Here is a 19,481-nt window from a genome sequence, read left to right as displayed (position 1 = left end):
CACACCTCAGGAGTATGTATGGCTTCGGTTCTCGACAAGTTGCTTCGCTTCGGCGAAGGGCGTCAGCTCAAGCGGTTGGAGCGCCTGGCTAGCCAGGTGAACAAGCTTGAAGATGAGTTCAGCGACCTCAGTGACGAAGAGCTGCGTGGCATGACTGCCGAGTTCCGTGAGCAGTACGAAGACGGAGTCAAGGCGGGTAAGAAAGACCAGGCCATTCTCGACGAACTGCTGCCGCTGGTGTTTGCTGCGGTTCGTGAAGCGGCCACCCGCACGCTCGGTCAGCGTCACTACGACGTGCAGCTCATGGGTGGTGCGGCCCTTCACGGTGGCAACATTGCCGAAATGAAGACCGGTGAAGGTAAGACGCTGGTTGCCACGCTGGCTGCTTACCTGAACGCGATTCCGGGTAAGGGCGTGCATGTCATTACCGTGAACGACTTCCTTGCGAGTTACCAGTCTGAGCTCATGGGGCGCGTCTTCCGCGCGCTCGGCATGACGACCGGTTGCATCCTCTCGGGACTCACCCCCGACCAGCGACGCGAACAATACGCCTGCGACATCACCTACGGCACGAACAACGAGTTCGGCTTCGACTACCTGCGTGACAACATGGCCACCACGGTTGATGCTTGCGTGCAGCGCGGTCACTACTTCGCCATTGTCGACGAGGTCGACTCGATTCTGATCGACGAGGCGCGTACGCCACTGATCATTTCGGGTCCGTCGTCGGGTGAGGCAAACCGCTGGTATGTCGAGTTTGCCAAGATCGCCAAGCGCCTTAAGGAAGACCGCGACTACGAAGTCGACGAAAAGAAGCGCACGATCGGTGTTCTCGAAGCAGGTATCGATCGAGTCGAGGATGCACTCGGTATCGAGAACCTGTACGAGCAGGCAAACACGCCGCTCATTTCGTTCCTCAACAACTCGATCAAGGCGAAGGCGCTGTTCCACCGTAACCGCGAGTACGTGGTGCAGGACGGCGAAGTCATGATCGTTGACGAGCACACCGGCCGTATCCTCAAGGGCCGTCGCTACAACGAGGGCCTGCACCAGGCAATCGAGGCCAAGGAAGGCGTCGAGATCAAGGCCGAGAACCAGACGCTCGCCACCGTGACGCTGCAGAACTACTTCCTCATGTACGAAAAGCTCTCGGGCATGACCGGTACCGCCGAAACCGAAGCAGCCGAGTTCCAGTCGACCTACCACCTCGGTGTTATCCCGATCCCAACCAACAAGCCGATGCAGCGCATCGACCGTGCCGACCTCGTCTACAAGAACGAACGGGCCAAGTTCGCCATGGTGGTCGAAGATCTCGCCGAGCGTGCCGAAACCGGTCAGCCAGTGCTGGTCGGTACGACGTCGGTCGAGAAGAGCGAATACCTCTCGAAGCTGCTCGCCAAGCGCGGCATCGAGCACGAAGTCCTCAACGCCAAGAACCACGCGCGTGAAGCCGCGATCGTGGCACAGGCCGGACGCAAGGGCGCCATCACGGTGGCGACGAACATGGCCGGTCGTGGTACGGACATCATGCTCGGTGGTAACGCCGAGTTCCTTGCCGTCGCAGAGATGACCGCGCTCGGACTTGACCCGGAAGAACACAGCGAAGAGTACGAGGCCAAGTGGCCAGAGGTGCTCGAGCGGGTTAAGGAACAGGTCGAAGCCGAAGCCGAAGAGGTCGCCGAGCTCGGTGGTCTGTACGTGCTCGGTACCGAGCGCCACGAATCGCGCCGTATCGACAACCAGCTGCGCGGTCGTTCGGGCCGTCAGGGTGACCCCGGTGAGAGCCGGTTCTACCTCTCGATGACCGACGACCTCATGCGCCTGTTTAACACCGGTGCTGCCCGCGCGATCATGAACAACGACTCCACGCCAGACGACCTCGCGCTCGAATCGCGCATCGTGTCGCGCGCGATTCAGTCGGCGCAGACCCAGGTCGAGTCACGAAACGCGGAGATCCGCAAGAACGTGCTCAAGTACGACAACGTGCTCAACGAGCAGCGCGGGTCAATCTACGGCGACCGCCGCACCATCCTTGAAGGCGATGACATCGGCGATAAGGTCGATGCCTTCCTCGAAGGCGCGATCAACGATATCGTGCACGAGCACGCATCCGGCAACCCGGACGACTGGAACGTTTCGATCCTCGAAGACGAGCTCAAGCAGCTCTACCCGATGACGATCACCGTCGACGAAATCATCGAAGAGCACGGTGGCATTAACCGTGTCACCAGCGAAGACGTCATCGATGAGGTGCGTGCCGACGCCAAGCTCGCCTATGCGCAGCGTGAAGAAATCCTCGGTGAAGACGCCATGCGCGAGCTCGAACGCCGCGTACTGCTGCAGGTCATCGACCGCAAGTGGAAAGACCACCTGCAGGACATGGACACCCTCAAGGACGGCATCGGCCTGCGTGCGCTTTCGCAGCGTGACCCGCTGGTCGAATACCAGCGCGAGGGCTTCGAAATGTACAAGGAGATGCTCGCCGCCGTACGCGAAGAGTCGGTGCAGTTCTTGATGAACCTCGACGTACAGGTCGAAGAGGTCGAAGACGCTGAGGGCAATGCGCAAAAGCGTGTGCGCGTACGTGCCAAGGGCCTCGAACAAGAAGCACCACGCCAGAAGTTGCGCTTCTCGGCAGCCGACGAATCGGGCAACGTCACGGTGCGGGATGCATCCGGTCGCGTGAACGAGGGCGCCACCCGCGCCGCGATGCGCAAGGAGATGGCGGCAGGCACCGCTTCGGCACTGCGCGAGGCTGCTTCGAAGCAGCCAGAAGCCGCATCCGAGCTCAAGGAGACCGCTGCCGGTGAATCGGCAACGAAGGCCACCCGCGCAAAGGCGAAGGCGGCGCCGAAGAAGCAGAAGGCGCGTTCGGGTAACCCGGCCAAGGCTGCCGGTACTGCTGGCCGCTCGGTCGCCGAAGTTGCCAAGGAGCAGCGCGCTGCCAAGGCAAAGCAGGCTCGGGGCGCATTTGGGCAGGCCGTCTCGAAGGACGACAGCAACAAGTAATGCACACGATGGGCGCAGCACGACAGGTGTTGCGCCCATCGGCGTACCTGCCAAGAAAGGTGACACCGATGACGTCTGCCGAACGATCGGACCGCAGTTGCAATTGGCCGGGCGCGTTCAATGCCCGAGACCTTGGTGGCGTGCGCATTGCCGACGGGGTGATTCGGCCAGGTGTGCTCTTCCGTTCGGGACAGACCCAGGCATGGCAGCCTGAAGCCTTTAGTTTGGCGGCGGCAGCGGGCGTCAAGCGCATTCTGGATTTCCGGGATCCCCGCGAGCCAAAACCGCTACCGACCGATGACGGTCTGCCCGAGCGCGGCAACATCGAATACGACTTTCAGCCGGTGGAAGACCCCGACAACGCTGAGTTTCGCGCGCGGTTCGTGCCGTATCTCAATCACCCGTCGGGCTACCCAGACTTCATGGCACTTTTTGCGCCGCGAGTTGTCCGGGCCGTCTCGCGGGTGATTGCGGCGGGCCCCGGCACGCTCGTCTGCTGCTCTGCCGGGCGCGACCGCACGGGGCTCGTGACCTCGCTGCTCTTGCGTGGGCTCGGCGCAGATATTGACGACATCACCTATGAAGACGAGCTCGCGATGCGCGCCATCAGTGCCCATCAGCTCGTGCGTAAGACACCGCATCCCTACGAGCGTTGGCTACCGGATGCGGAACTCGCGCAGGTGTGTGCGGATCGTCGCGCGGCGCTCGCGGAATTCTTGACCGAAATCGATGTGCACCGGGTGCTCGGCGATCACGGTGTGCGTGCGGCCGACCTGGACTACGCCCGGTCGTGGCTGCTCGCGAGCCACTAATCGTTGCGGTGCTGTGGTGTTAGAGAATGTTGATGCGTTCAGCGCGCCACCGGTTGCGGTAGACCTCAAGTCGAATCGCAACGGCGCGTGCCCGTACACCGAGGTCGACGATGACCGTGGCCTCAACGATGCCGTCGCGCGGTGACTGCCAGAGGGCGCGGCGCACGTAGATCGTGGGTCGGCGCACCGGTTGCTGCCGTTCCCGCCGTGCACGTGCCGCGTGTTGGGTGCGGCGGAGTAGGTGGCTGAATACGTCGGGCGAAACCCAACGAGCAATCTGTTCGACTTCTCGCGTGCCGGCAAGGGCCTCAAATACGCCGCGAGCCAGGTTGCTGACGAGTGGTTCCGGATTTGGCAGGTTTGCGGGGAGGGCGCGCTGGGCAGTGAAATACCCTTCGCCGAGCGAGAGGTTTGGGGAAGTCGGGGTGTTGAGTTTGACCTGTGACAGCGTCGTTGTCTGGGCGATTCCGGATGCGGCGGTGCGAGCAAGGGCGGACATGGCGTCTCCTCAACGATGAGCGAACGATGCATGAACGGGAATATTGATGCCAGAGATGCGCGACAGTTTGGGAAACGAATGTTGAATTGTGGATAAGTTCTCGAATTCCAGGGGTATTTCGGCGTTGGCAACGGTGTGCAGATCGGCTTGTGGATAAGTCGGCATCGTTGTTGCATTGTTGGGTCACACTCATTCAATGCGCTGGGACGAACTGTTCGACGACCTCGCTGGCCAATTCGATGCGGAGCTCGAAGCGGAACAGCGACGGTCGGCGATCGAAGACGAACGCCTGCGGCTTGCGCGTCTGACGCTGCGCGAACGCATTACGGCGTTGGAACGCACGCTTGAACCGGGCGAATCCGTCACCCTGCTCGTGGATTCGGGCGACCGCCTCGAAGTCCTGCCGATTGAGTTTGGCGCCGATTGGTTTTCGGCTCGGCCAGCGCTGTCGACCTCCGGCGCAGGTATGCCGTCGAGCTCGGCGTCGACACACTCGCGACAGCCAGAGGCCACGATCATCGTGCCCATTGCGGGAATCAGCTCGCTCTTGCTTACGGAATCACAGGTCGCGCGTTCGCTGACCCCGGCCTCCGAGCATCCGGCCTCACTTGCCGGGAGGCTCGGCTTCGCGATTCCGCTGCGTGACCTTGCCCGCCGGCGCGTGCCCTGTGAGTTCCTCACCGCGATGGGGCAGTGTTTCGGCACGATCGACCGCGTTGGTCGCGACCACGTTGATGTTGCGATTCATGACTTGGCGAGTGTGCGCCGTGCCGAGAATGTGCGGGTGTATCGGGTCATCCCGTTTGCGCAAATGTTCTTGGTGCGAACGAACGCAAGCTGAGCCGCACCGAATTATGAGGTGGATGCACCTGGGTGCGGCCGCGGGAGGAGTCGCTCGGATGCGTGCAGCGGTGTGGCCGGTGCGCGTTAACTGCCGAATGAGCCGGTAATTTCGGGGATGTCTGCGAAATCTGCTTGATCGAACATGGATTCGCGGCGGCGTCGCTCGTACTGGTCATTTACGAACTGCTGCAGCTCGGTCTGTTCTACGCGCCAGGCACCACCGGTGCCGATTTGAATGGCCCGCAGCTCATTCGACGCAACGAGCTGGCGCACGGTGTCCAGCTCGACGTTGAGCACTTCCGCAACGTCGGCGAGCGTGAGGAAACGTGATTCGGGCATGCCCCAATTATTCCAGCGGCACCCCGCGCAGACCTAGCCTGTGGATAACTTTGTCGGAAAGTTGACCGCATCCCGCAAGATACTGCCCGTTGCGCACGAACCGATCGTGCCCGAACGAAAGCAGGCGAGTGGTGCAGAGTCGATTGCGAGTTGATCCCCGGCTCCTTATTGGGATGCTATTGGTTGCGGCCTCCGTCATTGGAGTCATGGCGGTGGTGCAGTCCGTGACCACAACGGTCCGGGTCTACGTCACCGATGGCGCAGTGGCACCGGGGGAGCGCATTGCACCGACGCAATTGCGTGAAGTGGAAATGAACCTTTCGGGTGGGCAAACGCAATACCTTCGTCCGGACGCACACCGTGACCGTAGCGACCTCATCGCGACCCGACCGATTGGTGCCGGAGAACTCGTGCCGCTGTCGGCGTTGGGTGAACAAGACGATTCGATGGCTGCGGTTGTGCTGCGAATCGACGGCAGTGTCTCAGCCACGATCACTACCGGCAGTGAGGTGCAAGTCTGGGCGGCGACCCCGGGGGAGCGGCCGGGCACGTTTGCGGCACCCGAGATTATCGTGGCCAACGCTACGGTCGTGCGAACCGTAGAACAAGAGGACTTCGTCATTCGCAACGACCTCGAAATCGAAGTGCTCGTTCCCGATACGGAAGTAGCTACGGTGCTGGCTGCTATGGCGAACGATTCCAAGATCCAATTGGTGCCGGTGCACGCACCGGTGAGTGAAACGCCGAATCCACCGGCTCCACCTGCCGAACAGGTAGGCGCATCTCAACCCGATGTTCCGGCGAACGCGGGGACGACGACGCCATGACCAAACGCATCCTGCTCGCCGTCGACTTCGAGATCGAAGCCGATATGCTCGAAGACATTATTCGCCACGGGCACACGATTCTCGATCGAGTTACGGGCGCGGCGGCACTCGCGGAACACGTATTGCGGTCCACCCCAGACATCGTTGTCGCACAGTCCGGGCCCGAGACCCTCACTGCGCAGAGCCTTTCCGCCTGTGATCGCGCTGGAGCCCGAACGATTGCGGTTTATACCGATTCGTTGGAGCGGCGCCAGGCGATCGAGCTCGGGATCATGGATCGGGTGGATGCGCGTGACGGTTGGGCGCCGATTGAAGCACTGTTGCAACAACAAGGGGCGTATCGTTCCGGTACGCAGCCCCCGGCTCTGCCCGGGTCGGAATCCGCGGCGATGTTTCCGGGGGCCGCACCAGGCACACCTGGATCGCTCATCCCGATGTCCCAACCCAGTCAGCCGTATCAGGCAGGGGCGTCGCTACCTCCAGGGCAGGACGGCGACGATCAGCAGCACCGCGGCCGTGGCGGCACGCGCCGCCGCGCAGCCAGCCGCGAGATGCGCAAGCACCGTGAGCGTCGACGGCCTCGACCGAACGGGCAACCGCAGCCATCGCCGCAACTGAACGCTGCCGCTCCTATGCCGCCACACAGCGCGGGTCCTATCGGAACACATCAGCTTGGTGGACCAGTGCCGAACACATCGCCCGCACCACTCGGTCAGATCATTGCCGTTTGGGGCCCACATGGTGCGCCCGGGCGCACCACCTGTGCCATCGCGATCGCCACCGAACTCGCGAAGTGCGGCTATCGAACCGTGCTCGTCGACGCCGATATTTATGGCGGCGCAATCGGCCAGCTTCTGGGCATCACCGATGAAGCTCCGGGGATCGCCGCTGCCTGCCGGCTCGCCGGTGCCCAGTCACTCACCGCAAGCGAACTCGATCGGCTCAGCGCCGAAGTGCGTTGCAGTACAAGCCGATTGCGCGTGCTCACTGGCATCAATAACCCGGCCCGGTGGCCAGAACTCACGCGCGAGCGCATCCGCGGGGTGCTCGACCAATTGCGCGAATGGGTGGACGTCATCGTCGTTGATGTCGGGTTCAACCTCGAACACGATGAAGAGCTCTTGAGCGACGTTGCTGCACCGCGACGAAACGCGGTAACCCTGACGGTGTTGGAGCGTGCCGATCGCATCCTCGCCATAGGCGAAGCTACACCCGTGGGACTGCAACGATTTCTGCGCGGGCGCTTGGCGCTGGTCGACTTGGCCGCATCACCAGACCGAATTGATGTGGTGATGAACCGGGTGCGGCGGGGGATGCACGGGGCTGACACCGGTACGCAAGTTCGGGAGGTGCTGCGTCGCTTTGGCGGCATCGAACGCGTAACCCTACTGCCCGATGACGCGAAGGCCTGCGATCGAGCGATCACGATGGGTGCTGCGGTCACCGAAGTATCACCGAGATCGGCGCTCGCGAAACAGTATGTGGCGCTCTCTGCCCGAATGCGGCAGGAACTGCGGGGTTCTGCAGCCGAGGTCGCGTAACCTTTAACGGTGTCTCGACTCTCGCAACTCATCCGCCAGCACAGCGAACTCGACGATGTGGACCGCGAATGGTTGATGTTGCTGCTTGCCGACTCGCAATTGTTGGCCGATATGGCGCTCGCCGACCTCGTAATGTGGGTGCGTGACCACGAGGGAAACTTCGTGGCGATAAGCCAAGTCCGTCCTGCCAGCGCACCAACGCTGTTTTACCGCGACCTCATCGGTCAGCGCGTCCGCGAACAGTGGGAACACGATGTTCGTGCCTGCTACGAAGAAGGCATCACGCGCATCTCCTCGACACCAGACTGGTTCGATGAGATTCCGGCGCAGCTCACGACCACACCGGTGTTCTCGAAGCGAGCGGAAGGCGATCGCCTGGTGCGGTCGGCTAGCCCCATCGCGATCATCAGCCGCCACACCAACGTGGCGCGAACCCGGCAGCTCACCCGTCAAGAAGTGACATTCCGCGAGTGTGCCGACGACATGTTTGACATGATCCAAGCCGGCGACTTCCCCGACATCGCCGCCCCAGATTTCTCGCGCCGAGGCGCCCCACGGGCATCCGACGGCATGATTCGACTCAATGTTGACGGCGTGGTGACGTTTGCCAGCCCGAACGCGCTGTCGGCAATGAACAAGCTCGGCTTCGGCGGCGAACTCGAAGGTGAAGTCTTCGCCGAGGTCGCCTCGATGCTGCTCGACGACAAGCGCAATGTCTCGGTCGACGAAGCACTGCCACTCGTGGTTGCCGGCCAAGCACCCTGCGTCAGCGACGTCAACGCCAAGGGCGTGACCGTCACCATGCGATCACTGCCGCTCTATCGCGGGGGAGAGCGCATCGGCGCCGTAGTGCTCTGCCGCGACACCACCGATGTGCGGCACCAGCAGCAAGAACTCATCACCAAAGACGCCACCATCCGCGAAATTCACCACCGCGTCAAGAACAACCTGCAGACTGTGGCCGCGTTGCTGCGCATCCAGGCTCGCCGTGCCCGCAGCGACGAAGCACGCGAATCACTGCTGCACGCGATGCGGCGTGTGTCGTCAATTGCCGTCGTGCACGACACGCTCTCTGGCGGCTTTTCGCAATCGGTGAACTTCGACGAAGTCTTTACCCGCGTCATGCGGCTGGCGACCGAAGTCGCAACGGGCGAAGGTGCCGGGCAAGTGCGCCCCGTGCTGCGCGGTTCCTTCGGTGCGGTGCCGAGCGAATATGCCACGCCGCTGGCGCTCGCGCTCACCGAACTCATCACCAACGCGGTTGAACATGGATTCGCCGACGGCGTATCCGCCGAAGAACCCGGCGAAATCAGCGTTGAAATCGAACCGAACGAAGAGTTCCTCGACATTCACGTGCGCGACAATGGCTGCGGCTTCACCGGGGCACCGGATGCATCGGGTCTCGGAACGCAGATCGTGCGCACGCTGGTCGAGGGTGAGCTCGGCGGCCAGATCGCGTGGAATTCTATTGTGGGAACCGGTACCACGGTCGAAATCAGCATCCCGAAACGCTGGGGTGTTAACGGCTAGCGCGAGCCTGCAAGGCAATCACCGCTGCACGGTAATCACATACACGACAACGGGCTGTCATCGATCGAGTGCAGGTAGCACAACGCCGCCCGAACGGGAGCAACGGTTACAGCAGCTAACAGTCGCCAATGAGCGCCGTAGTTGGGTGTAACAGCGAGGGCGGTTTTGCCCTGAAAATCAGCGTGATTTTGGGCCGTAACCGCAGGCGCGGCAAGAGTCAGCCGGCGCGGCGAGCGCGGGCGGCGCGGCGCTTGAGTGCGCGGCGTTCGTCTTCAGACAGACCGCCCCAAACACCCGAGTCCTGGTTCGTGTCGAGCGCGTATTGCAGGCACTGCTCGGTTACCGGGCAATGCGCACACACCGACTTTGCTGCATCGATCTGTTCTACGGCTGGTCCAGTGTTACCAACGGGAAAGAACAGTTCCGGGTCAGCGTTGAGGCAGGCCGCGCTATCACGCCAGTCCATGTAATGGTGCTCCTTGCTACGCGCACTGCGGCGCGAAAACGTCGCTCGTTGTGAGCTGGGGTATCGGACGCGAGCGATGTTGCACGAAAGTGAATTCAGCGGTCTGCGTCGCGATCTGAAGTAACATCTTGCCACGCAGGTTCAGGCCAATCAAGGGATTTATCAAGTTGCATGTGCAAGACGACCACGGTGATGGTGCAGAAGTGTCACGTGGGCCGCGCCATCCGTATTTGACCGCGCTCGCGGCTGTCGTCGGAATCGAGGCGCTCACAATGTGCGCCGTTAGTGGTCTGCTCATCTACGAATTGTTGACCCAACCAGCGCTTTCTCTGGCTTCGTCAATCGCGCTGCTGGTCATGGCAGTGCTTGCTGCGGTGGCGTTGATCACGCTGACCGTTGGTGTCTGGCGGATGCAGTCGTGGGTCCGCGGGCCGGTTACGGTCTGGCAGGTGCTGCAGGTGGCAGCATCCGTTGTCATCCTCCAGGGTGACATCGCAGCATGGATCGGTTGGGTGTTGGCAGCGCTGTCGTTGATCGGCCTATTGCTGTCGTTCTCGGCACCGGTTGGGTTGGCGCTTCGCCGCGACCGAGAACTCGAGCACGGCGACCGCTAATCACTAGCGGCAACTTGATTGTCGGGTCGGTCGCCGACCCGGCCGGCAGCCATTGGCAGGCCCGGCGCGGGCGACGACTCAATGTCGACCGCTATGCGGATTCGAGCTTGCGCAGAACGCGATCGACGTGACCGGTGGCCTTGACGTTGTAGAGCGCTTCGATGATCTTGCCCTGCTCGTCGATCAGGAACGTTGACCGGATCGAACCGACGACAATGCGTCCGTAATTTTTCTTCTCGCCGTAGGCACCGTATGCTGCCTGCACTTCGTGGTCCGGGTCGCTCAGCAAGGTGAAGGGCAGCTCGTAATCGGCCTTGAACGATGCGAGCTTCTCTGGTGCATCGGCCGAGAGCGCGAGCACGGTGTAGCCGGCGGCAACCAGACGCGCATCCGCATCCCGAAAATCACACGCTTCTGTGGTGCATCCAGGGGTGAACGCCTTGGGGTAGGTGTAGAGCACGATTTTCTGCCCGCGCAGGTCGGCGAGCGAAACGCGTTCGCCGTCCTGGTTCAGGAGCGAGAATTCGGGGGCCGTGTCGCCGGCGGTCAGGCGTGCATTCGTTGCGTCAGTCATGCCTTCCAGTGTGCCCGAACGCGGCTTTGCGGATGCTTTGCGTCGGCGTGGTCTGCGGCTGCTGTCATTTGCCCTGGGCATTCGTTTGGGCGGATTGCTACGGATTGAAATGTTTCAAGGGGCTGGAAAGTGAAAATGATTCAAAAATTTCTTGCCTGAGTATTGCCTGAAGCTAAATGAACGTTATGCTCTCCCGTGATGGGTATTCACACCCGTTAATTTCGTAGAAAGTTCTGAGCAACGTAGCTCAGCTGACGAAAGAGAGCTGCAATGACGCACTCGGTAGTAACCCCAATCAAGAAGTCACGCCCGATGTGGTTCGGCGCACTCGCACTGGCGGCATCGCTGGCGCTGAGTGGCTGTGTCACGAACACCGAAGGCAGCGGGCCTGCTGGCGCGAGCGCGAGCGGCGCCCCAATCGAGGTGTCGAAGTCGGATGCGGCAGCAAAGCTCGTTCCTGAGGACATCGCGAGCTCGGGTGTACTGCGCGTTGGCACTGATGCCACGTACGCGCCGAACCAGTACGCCGGTCCCGACGGTACGCCCATCGGTTGGGAAGTCGAACTCGTTGAAGCTGTCGCTGCCAAGCTTGGCCTCAAGGTTGAGTGGCAGAAGAGTGGCTTCGACCAGATCATCCCTCGCGTTGACGGTGGCACGCTCGACATGGGTTCGTCGAGCTTCTCGGACACGGTTGAGCGTCAGCAGTCGGTTGACTTCGTTGACTTCTACAGCGCAGGTCTGCAGTTCGTCCGCGGTGCCGACGAAGCCGAGCTGCCAGACAGCCTCTGCGGTCTCAAGATCGGTGCGCAGGCAACGACTACCTCGGACGACTACCTGACTGCCGAGAGCAAGAAGTGTGAAGAAGCTGGCAAGCCAGCCATCCAGATCCTCAAGAAGGGCGGTCAGGATGAGGCTACGAACGATGTCGTGATGGGCAACGTTCCCTACATGCTCGCTGACTCACCGATCGCGCAGAACTCGGTCCAGCAGGCCGAGGGCAAGGTTGAGCTCACCGGTGACATCTTCGACGCAGCACCGTACGGTCTCGCGATGAAGAAGGATGGTGAACTCACTAAAGCCGTTCAGGTCGCGATGCAGGAGCTCATCGATGACGGTACCTACCAGCAGATCCTTGAAAAGTGGGGCGTTGAAGCCGGTGCCGTAGAGAAGGCGGAGATCAATGGCGTCAAGTAACCCGACGAACGCTTCCGAGCAGCAGAGCACGGAACCAATCGTTGCGGTGCCGCTGCGCCACCCGTGGCGTAACGTGTTTGCCGGCGTTCTGGTTGTCCTCTTTGCACTGTTTGTGTATGACACCGCAACGCGCGAGGCATTCAACTGGCCGATCGTTGGGCAGTATCTGTTCGACAGCCGCATCGGTCAAGCGGTAGGTGTCACGCTCGCGATGACGATCCTGTCGATGATCCTCGCGGTCATCATGGGGCTGATCTTCGCGGTCATGCGCCTGAGCGACAACCCCGTACTCAAGGGTGTTGCCTGGCTGTACCTGTGGCTCTTCCGTGGCACTCCGGTCTACGTGCAGCTCGTGTTCTGGGGCCTGCTCTCGACCATCTACAAGTCGGTATCGATCGGCATCCCGTTCACGGATATCACCTTCTATCAGGGTGACCTGTTCTCGGGAATCGACCTGTTCTGGCTCGCAGTAGTGGGTCTGGCCTGCAACGAGGCCGCCTACATGGCCGAGATCGTGCGTGGCGGTATCTTGTCGGTCGATAAGGGTCAGGATGAGGCCGCTAAGGCACTCGGTATGAGCTGGAACGACACCATGTTCCGCATCATCGTGCCGCAGTCGATGCGCGTCATCATTCCGCCTACCGGCAACGAGCTGATCTCGATGCTCAAGACCACCTCGCTGGTTACGGCACTCGGTTACACGCTTGACCTCTACATGCGCCAGCGCGAAATCGCGACTGCCCTGTACGAACCGGTTCCGCTGCTGATTGTGGCGAGCATCTGGTACCTGGCGGTCACGAGCCTGCTCATGGTTGGTCAGCACTACATCGAGTCCTACTTCGGTCGCGGTGTTGCTCCAGAGAAGGAGCAAAAGTCGACTAAGGGCAAGCACGACAACCGCACTGCTGAAGAAATGATGACCGGTGCGATCACGGTTCAGGATGCCAACAACTCGGCTGAAATGAACAGCGCGGCACCGAAGGGAGACGGAGCATGAACGAATCGCTGCCAATGGTGCGTGCTGAGCACATCGTGAAGAGCTTTGGCTCGAATAACGTTCTGAAGGACATTTCGCTCACCGTAGAGCGCGGTCAGGTGCTCTGCCTGATCGGGCCATCGGGTTCGGGTAAGTCAACGCTGCTGCGCTGCATCAACCACCTCGAGACCATCGACGGTGGTCGACTGTGGGTCGAAGATGAGCTCATCGGGTACCGACAGAAGGGTGACAAGCTCTACGAGCTCAACCCGAATGAAGTTGCCGCACAGCGTGCCGATATCGGCATGGTGTTCCAGCGCTTCAACCTCTTCCCGCACATGACGGTGCTCGAGAACATCATCGAGGCACCAATGCGCGTCAAGAAGATCAAGAAGAAGGCTGCGGTCGAAACGGCCATGCAGCTGCTCGACCAGGTTGGCCTCGCCCACAAGGCGAAGTCGTACCCGGGGCACCTCTCGGGTGGTCAGCAGCAGCGTGTAGCGATCGCTCGTGCGCTCGCGATGAAGCCCAAGCTCATGCTGTTCGATGAGCCAACTTCGGCGCTTGACCCAGAGCTCGTGAACGAAGTGTTGAACGTGATGAAGCAGCTCGCCGACGATGGCATGACTATGGTCGTGGTGACGCACGAAATGGCCTTCGCTCGCGATGTGGGTGACCACCTCGTCTTTATGGACCGCGGTGTCGTGGTTGAAGAGGGTGACCCGAAGGAAATCATCAGCAATCCGCAGCATGAGCGAACTCGTTCATTCCTCGCGCGCGTGCTGTAACCGCATCCGAAAATATTTTTTGCGGGGTGACCTGCGAAAAATCTGACGGAGAAGCAAAAATTCCGTTGCGGCTTGCGGCCGGCCAATGACTTTGTTAGTCTTGGTCGGTCGCCAAGCGGCAAGCGCCTCTAGCTCAATCGGCAGAGCAACTGACTCTTAATCAGTGGGTTCCGGGTTCAAGTCCCGGGGGGCGCACCAGCACACCCGAGTCGGATCACCGACTCGGGTGTTTTCGTTTGTGCGGCTGCGTCGATCGGACCGGCATCGGAATTCGAAACGCAAACGGGTGTCGTATCGATAGGCATTCATTCGTTTCGATAACGATCCGCTCAGGCGAAGTCCGTGCAAATCGGCAACAATAGGCACAGCGGTGTGCTCATTACTGGCGCACCACTGGACTCGGGATTCACGCGGGTGAATCATCCAACTGGGATGCGAGTTGCATTGGGTGTAGGGAAGGCAGAAGCAGATGTCGAACACGACAACGACCACGGCGGTGCAGGTGCGTCAGCGCAAGGAGGTCGCGCACCACGGAACAGAACGCCCCCTCACGCTGGCGCAGTTGCAGGATGCGGTCCGCAAACACGCAAATAGCGGTGCAGAATTGCGCGTGGTCGGGTCCGGTCGTCGACACACTCCGGCGGGTAGCTTCGTGACGATCGACGTCTCGGGGCTCCGCGGAATCGCACTGATCGACGCGGACTCTGGGACCGCCACCTTCCTCGCTGGCACCACCGTCGACGAAGCCGCTGCCGAACTGGAGGCGCACGGCTACTCGATGGTTGGCGCACCGGCAGATCCACACGCCACTCTCGGTGGGGCAGTGGCGGTAGGCGCGCGTGGGTACAGCCCAAAGGACAGCAACTTCTCGGGCAGCGTTGCCGAAATCGGTCTCGTCACCGTTGACGGTGACTTCATGGCAATCTCGGCCCGCAAGAACGCCCAGTACTGGCCAGCGGTGCAGATGAGCCTCGGTGCGCTGGGCATCATTTCGCACGTAACCGTCCGCATCCGCGAATACCAGGGTCTGCGTACCGAACGCATGACTCGCGATCTTGACTCGATGGTGCGCGAACTCGACGAAGCCCGTAGCAAGGTCGACTTCTACCGCGCCGAATGGAAGCCCACGTCTGGCCACGCCAAGGTGCACGTCGGTTGGCTCGAAGACGCCTCGCCGGCTTCGATCCCGGCGCGAGCGTTCAGCATTAGCGGTGCCCCCAGCTCGACTTCGGGCAACGGCATCGTGGCGAAGATCAAGCGCGCATTCGATCGGCTCCTGCCAAAGGTTACGCCGATCGTTGACCGCGTTTCGGGCGCCCTTGACCGCACCGAAACCACCGGACTGCGCGACGGTCGCGATGTGGCCGGTCGCGCCGATGTGGACTCCTGCATCGAGTACCAGTTCCCACAGGCCCGCATCGTCGATGTCATCGCTGACCTCGGTGAGCTTGCCCGCGTCAGCCGAAACTTTGGCGGTAGCCGCGTGCGCCTGAGCATGGTCGGCGGCGACAATGCCTGGTGCTCGGCCGCCTACGGATCACCGGTCGTCACCCTGGCCCTGGAATCGAGCGGCGCACGTAGCGAAGCCGCATTCCGCGAAGCTGAGGGTCTGTTCATCCGCCACGGCGGCCTGCCGAACTGGGGCACCTGGAACACCTTCAACGGGGCCGAAGCGGCCGACGTCATGCCTCGATTCAGTGACTTCACACACATCGTGCACGACCTCGACCCACACGGAAAGTTGCACAGTGATGTAGCTTCCCGGCTTTCGCTGCACTAGTTTCTTAGGAAACTGTTGCGTCGCACGCCTCCAATGCCCGAAGCACAACCGGTCGGCCTCGAATTCGACTGGCATGCATCCGGGTGAACTAACGTGGCGGGCACTGTGCCCGCATGAGTTCGCGACAACCCGGTAGCGCACTGCGCAGCCGGGCAATCTTGAGAGAATGGATCTACACCACTAATGGCAAGCAAAGACCGCGACCGCATCCGTCGTCTTCGTGAAGAAGCGAACCAGCTACGCAAACAAGAAGAAGCGCGCAAACGACGCTCGCGGCTGTTTGCCCAGGTCGGCATTGTTGTCGGAGCGCTGGTTGTCGTTGGGCTCATCGCGACGCTCGTTATCATGGGTCCGCGCTGGTTCGGGAACCAGGTCACGCCAGAAGCATCTGCCGAAGTCGCCGTGGAGACTGCCGACGGTAAGACCACCCAGGTGCCAATCTCGGTCGGCGAGAGCGGTGTAACCGTCGGTAAGGCGGATGCGAAGCACACGATCGATTACTACTTCGACTTCTCGTGCCCTCACTGCCTGCAGTACCACGAGGCCATGGATCCGCACTACAAAGAACTGATCGCTTCGGGTGACGCCAAGGTCAACTACCACATCATCCGCTTCGTCGCGCAGTACGGACAGTACGCGGGCGCATCGCTGTACTCGGCGGTGTCAGCTGACCCAACGCAGTTCTACACCTACGTTGACGCGCTCTTCGCCGTTCCCGCTGAGACGCAGATGGGTTACCAGATGCACAACTATGTCGACGTCATGAAGGGCGCCGGCGTGAGCGATGAAGCCGTGCTCGAGTCCATCAAGAAGGGCGAATACACCTGGTTCATTTCGGATGCGACCGAGCGCGCTCGTGCTGCGGGTATCCCGGGAACTCCGTCGATTGTTGTTGACGGTAAGCGTCACGACAACCTGCCATACGACGCCGCGACGCTCGAGAAGGTGCTGAACGGCGAGGAGCTGCCAGACCCGAGCAAGGAAGACCAGTCGATGCCCGGCGCATCCGGTGGCGCAAAGAACGACGACGCCAAGTCGGACGACAAGAAGACCGACGACGCCAAGAGCGACGCACCAGCGAAGTCGGAAAAGGCTACGAACTAGTGGACGCTGAACGTCAACCGGTGGCGAACGAGGCCATCGGGGATGCGGTCGAGACATCGGCCGCATCCGGCGAGCTGCCCGCCGCGGTGCGTCCGCGCACGACCGGATGGGTCATGCTCATCTGCGGTGCGATCGGCCTGCTCGCGAGCTTCATGCTCACGCTCGAGTCGTTCCACTACCTCGAGAATCCGAACGCATCGCTCGTTTGCGACATTAGCGTTCTCGTGACCTGTACCCCCGCGATGAACTCATCGGCAGGGTCGCTCTTCGGCTTCCCGAACGTCATCGTCGGGCTGATCAGCTTCACCCTCGTGCTCGTTGCGGGTGCTCTCGAGGTTGGCGAGGTGCGGCTGCCACGCTGGTTTTATCTTGGACTTCAGTTTGGCCTCATTGTTGCCGCCTGCATGATCACGTACTTCCAATGGTTTATTGGTTTCCAGCTGCAGGCGCTGTGCATCTGGTGCAGCATCATCTGGCTGGCGACGATCCCACTGGTGGTGTTGGTTACCTGCGCGAACCTTGCGCGCGGTCGTTTTGGCGCCGCCGCTACCCGCGCTGGCATCGCGATCGCGTCGTGGGCCTGGGTCATCATTGCGGTTTGGTACATCGCCGTTACTGGTCTGGTGCTCGCCGGCATGTGGGATGCGATCCGGTTGTCGATGCTGTAACTCACGCAGCCGCTAGGTACCGGTGGCGAGATTCGCTACCCACCGAAACACTTCGAAAACAACTGTGGGCCCGATTTCTCGGGCCCACAGTTGTTGTTACGGGTTATTGTCGCCGGGCGACGCTTAGGCGGCGTCGGCGGAAGTTTCGCGGTCGTTGTCGCGCTTGACCTGCTCGTTGTGCTCGCGCGAGGTGATGGCTCGCAGTGGCGCTGGGCGCTCAAGCTCGGAGACATCAGCCACGGCGTTCTGAACGCGGCGGACCATGTCCTGCGTCATCATTTCGGCAAACATGGCGTCGTCGCCCATTTCGCGGTTCGTGCGCCATTCCAGTCGGTAGCGACCGGTCGGACCAAACATGTCGTCGAAGAGTCGGTAGAGCTCGTGCTGTGCCTCGGCAGTGAGTGCGGCCTTGGGCTGCAGCATCTTCGGGGGATCGGTGGCAACCGGTGCCAGATCAAAACCGATGAAGTTCGGGTGTGCGCTCAATGGCATGGCCGGGCGAGCCGATGGCGCCGGCATAAGTGCATGGTCGGTCGACTTACCGGCAACGTTGGGGGCGGTGAACTCCGGTGTAGCGTCGGCAAGTTCGATGCTCGTTTCGGCCTCATCCATCGACTCGGATGCGGCGGGTTCAGTTGCAAGCGGTGCGACGGCTGGCAGCGCTGGCATCTCCGGTGCGGTGGGTGCAATGAGCTGAACCGGGTCAGTTGGTGCTTCGACGGCTGGACCGGTAGGGGAGTCGTAGCCCGATACCGGCATTGCGGTCTGAGCTGCGGGTGCTGCAGCTGCCGCGGGCACCTGCGCGGCAGGTACCGAGCTTGCGGGGCCCGCATCCGCCGTTGCCGTGGTCATCTCGGAAACCTGCGGAGCGATATCAGCCTGCTGCTCGTGTTTGTTTCGCTTTCGGAACCATCCAAACATGCCTGTCACTCCATAACCGTCGTTTCGTGTGCACCAATACCTGGTACGCGCAGTCGAAGCCTACGAAAGTTGGCTCAATAAATGGCGAACGACACCCCTTAATGGCCGGGGTGTCGTTCGTGAGCGGCAGATTGTGCCGGGTGGGATCCGTTAGCGGCGCGATTGCTGCTGTCGCAGCTCGGCTTCGTGTTCTTCGCTGGCTTCGCGTACGGATGCGATCGCTGCGGTGAGCGTGCCGGCCCACGCGGCCCAGGCCGCGATGGTGCGGAACTTTGAATGGCTTGTGGTCGAGTTGCGAATCACGGGAAGGATGCCGGCGATCGACGTCAGGATGCCCGGGTTCAGCAGGTACTTACGCATGTTGTCTCCTTGTTGTGATGCAACAGTTCCTCTTGAGCGTAGTTGCCGCACCTGCGTATGGGCTATCGGTGGCCGATGCCGAAACTGATGTTGCTGCCGCCAATGTGGTTAAGCGGTTTGGGGAGTGGCACCCATCGATGCCGTTCTTGGTGCCGTTCGATGCGAAAGATGTGGCAAATCTCATCCGGATGATGACCGTCGCTGGCGGTGCCTAGCGTCGAATTTGTGTGCCGGATGCGGCGGTTCGGGATGCGGGTGCGTGCAGTTCTGCACGTCGGATGCGGTGCTGCATGCAGATCTGCACGCGCGGCACGCCCGGGATGCACGGTTTTCGGAACTTGCTCGAAAATTGCCAACTCCCGCGTAATTACGGGGAAGTCACGTGTGTGGATTCTCGAAAATCGAGCGGTTTGCCGCGATCGAGTTGACATCGATTCCTGAATCGTCGTAATCTAATCAGGTTGCTCCGGACGGGGCAGCAAGCGCCAAGACCGGCCAGATGCTCCAAGAGCTCAGGCAGTCGAAGTGAACGCAGCTCAACGCGAATCTAAACGCCAGGTTGCGAACACGAGGAACTTGGTGCAAGATAGAAAAGTTGCTCCGAGTGAGACACGGAAACGTGAAGAAGTCGGGCGC

At 61.2% G+C, this 19,481-nt stretch carries 20 protein-coding genes and 1 tRNA gene; 15 read left to right on the top strand and 6 right to left on the bottom strand.

The genetic code is table 11. The features are described from left to right. Positions 1-18: 18 nt before the first annotated feature. Both secA and ZBI01S_RS07440 read left to right on the top strand, forming a co-directional pair. Positions 19-3,009 carry a preprotein translocase subunit SecA gene (gene secA, locus ZBI01S_RS07445; RefSeq protein WP_066058612.1) on the top strand — a complete coding sequence of 997 codons (2,991 nt, stop codon included), beginning with the start codon at positions 19-21 and terminating at the stop codon, positions 3,007-3,009. Between the two features lie 68 nt (positions 3,010-3,077). After that, positions 3,078-3,821, top strand: a complete 744-nt coding sequence (locus ZBI01S_RS07440; RefSeq protein WP_110477069.1) for a tyrosine-protein phosphatase — start codon at positions 3,078-3,080, stop codon at positions 3,819-3,821. Between the two features lie 19 nt (positions 3,822-3,840). Here the strand turns inward: ZBI01S_RS07440 and ZBI01S_RS07435 are convergent, their stop codons facing one another. After that, the gene (locus ZBI01S_RS07435; RefSeq protein WP_066058605.1) at positions 3,841-4,320 is read right to left on the bottom strand and encodes an Rv3235 family protein; all 480 of its coding nucleotides are present in this window, start codon (positions 4,318-4,320) and stop codon (positions 3,841-3,843) included. A gap of 196 nt (positions 4,321-4,516) precedes the next feature. On the opposite strand from ZBI01S_RS07435, the gene ZBI01S_RS07430 reads away from it, so the two are divergent. After that, on the top strand, positions 4,517-5,161 hold the full coding sequence (locus ZBI01S_RS07430; protein ID WP_066058603.1) for a hypothetical protein: 645 nt from the start codon (positions 4,517-4,519) through the stop codon (positions 5,159-5,161). Between the two features lie 86 nt (positions 5,162-5,247). Here the strand turns inward: ZBI01S_RS07430 and ZBI01S_RS07425 are convergent, their stop codons facing one another. Next, positions 5,248-5,502 (bottom strand): helix-turn-helix domain-containing protein, encoded by a 255-nt coding sequence (locus ZBI01S_RS07425; protein ID WP_066058600.1) that lies wholly within the window; start codon positions 5,500-5,502, stop codon positions 5,248-5,250. 224 nt (positions 5,503-5,726) lie between these two features. Here ZBI01S_RS07425 and ZBI01S_RS07420 point away from each other — a divergent pair, with 224 nt between their 5' ends. Genes ZBI01S_RS07420 through ZBI01S_RS07410 form a run of 3 tightly spaced genes read left to right on the top strand, consistent with a single transcriptional unit; the run spans position 5,727 to position 9,400 of the window. Continuing rightward, a complete protein-coding gene (locus tag ZBI01S_RS07420; RefSeq protein ID WP_159421452.1) occupies positions 5,727-6,329 on the top strand; it encodes a hypothetical protein in 603 nt (200 codons plus the stop codon). Then, entirely contained in the window at positions 6,326-7,870 is a 1,545-nt protein-coding gene (locus ZBI01S_RS07415; protein ID WP_066058595.1) for a CpaE/TadZ family protein, read from the top strand. The genes ZBI01S_RS07420 and ZBI01S_RS07415 overlap by 4 nt, the downstream gene beginning before the upstream one ends. A gap of 9 nt (positions 7,871-7,879) precedes the next feature. After that, entirely contained in the window at positions 7,880-9,400 is a 1,521-nt protein-coding gene (locus ZBI01S_RS07410; protein ID WP_066058591.1) for a sensor histidine kinase, read from the top strand. A gap of 217 nt (positions 9,401-9,617) precedes the next feature. Here the strand turns inward: ZBI01S_RS07410 and ZBI01S_RS07405 are convergent, their stop codons facing one another. Then, a complete protein-coding gene (locus ZBI01S_RS07405; protein WP_066058588.1) occupies positions 9,618-9,866 on the bottom strand; it encodes a WhiB family transcriptional regulator in 249 nt (82 codons plus the stop codon). 272 nt (positions 9,867-10,138) lie between these two features. Between ZBI01S_RS07405 and ZBI01S_RS07400 the strand changes: the two genes are divergently transcribed. Further along, entirely contained in the window at positions 10,139-10,480 is a 342-nt protein-coding gene (locus ZBI01S_RS07400) for a hypothetical protein (RefSeq protein WP_159421451.1), read from the top strand. A 91-nt stretch (positions 10,481-10,571) separates the two neighbouring features. On the opposite strand, the gene bcp is transcribed toward ZBI01S_RS07400, so the two are convergent. After that, complete coding sequence (gene bcp, locus ZBI01S_RS07395) at positions 10,572-11,054, bottom strand: thioredoxin-dependent thiol peroxidase (RefSeq protein WP_066058582.1); 483 nt, start codon at positions 11,052-11,054, stop codon at positions 10,572-10,574. 270 nt (positions 11,055-11,324) lie between these two features. Between bcp and ZBI01S_RS07390 the strand changes: the two genes are divergently transcribed. From ZBI01S_RS07390 to ZBI01S_RS07360, 7 genes are all read left to right on the top strand, one after another. Beyond that, on the top strand, positions 11,325-12,248 hold the full coding sequence (locus ZBI01S_RS07390) for an ABC transporter substrate-binding protein (protein WP_066058579.1): 924 nt from the start codon (positions 11,325-11,327) through the stop codon (positions 12,246-12,248). Next, positions 12,235-13,245 (top strand): amino acid ABC transporter permease, encoded by a 1,011-nt coding sequence (locus ZBI01S_RS07385; protein WP_083524614.1) that lies wholly within the window; start codon positions 12,235-12,237, stop codon positions 13,243-13,245. Before ZBI01S_RS07390 ends, ZBI01S_RS07385 begins: the two co-directional genes overlap by 14 nt. Next, complete coding sequence (locus ZBI01S_RS07380) at positions 13,242-14,012, top strand: amino acid ABC transporter ATP-binding protein (RefSeq protein WP_066058575.1); 771 nt, start codon at positions 13,242-13,244, stop codon at positions 14,010-14,012. Before ZBI01S_RS07385 ends, ZBI01S_RS07380 begins: the two co-directional genes overlap by 4 nt. A 122-nt stretch (positions 14,013-14,134) precedes the next feature. Further along, positions 14,135-14,210: transfer RNA gene (locus ZBI01S_RS07375), tRNA-Lys, on the top strand. 271 nt (positions 14,211-14,481) lie between these two features. Then, entirely contained in the window at positions 14,482-15,792 is a 1,311-nt protein-coding gene (locus ZBI01S_RS07370; RefSeq protein WP_066058573.1) for an FAD-binding protein, read from the top strand. 183 nt (positions 15,793-15,975) lie between these two features. Continuing rightward, on the top strand, positions 15,976-16,896 hold the full coding sequence (locus tag ZBI01S_RS07365) for a DsbA family protein (protein ID WP_066058572.1): 921 nt from the start codon (positions 15,976-15,978) through the stop codon (positions 16,894-16,896). After that, on the top strand, positions 16,896-17,564 hold the full coding sequence (locus ZBI01S_RS07360; RefSeq protein WP_066058569.1) for a vitamin K epoxide reductase family protein: 669 nt from the start codon (positions 16,896-16,898) through the stop codon (positions 17,562-17,564). The genes ZBI01S_RS07365 and ZBI01S_RS07360 overlap by 1 nt, the downstream gene beginning before the upstream one ends. Before the next feature lie 123 nt (positions 17,565-17,687). On the opposite strand, the gene ZBI01S_RS07355 is transcribed toward ZBI01S_RS07360, so the two are convergent. Both ZBI01S_RS07355 and ZBI01S_RS07350 read right to left on the bottom strand, forming a co-directional pair. Then, on the bottom strand, positions 17,688-18,485 hold the full coding sequence (locus tag ZBI01S_RS07355; RefSeq protein WP_066058567.1) for a hypothetical protein: 798 nt from the start codon (positions 18,483-18,485) through the stop codon (positions 17,688-17,690). 150 nt (positions 18,486-18,635) lie between these two features. Then, positions 18,636-18,845 carry a hypothetical protein gene (locus ZBI01S_RS07350; protein ID WP_066058563.1) on the bottom strand — a complete coding sequence of 70 codons (210 nt, stop codon included), beginning with the start codon at positions 18,843-18,845 and terminating at the stop codon, positions 18,636-18,638. Between the two features lie 14 nt (positions 18,846-18,859). Between ZBI01S_RS07350 and ZBI01S_RS07345 the strand changes: the two genes are divergently transcribed. Further along, positions 18,860-19,060: a hypothetical protein gene (locus ZBI01S_RS07345; protein WP_159421450.1), complete on the top strand. Its 201-nt coding sequence runs from the start codon at positions 18,860-18,862 to the stop codon at positions 19,058-19,060. The last annotated feature ends 421 nt before the right edge of the window (positions 19,061-19,481 follow it).

This window comes from [Zimmermannella] bifida NBRC 103089, from assembly GCF_001570925.1.
GTDB classification, from domain to species: domain Bacteria; phylum Actinomycetota; class Actinomycetes; order Actinomycetales; family Microbacteriaceae; genus Gulosibacter; species Gulosibacter bifidus.
This window is presented reverse-complemented; position numbering and strand designations above follow the sequence as displayed.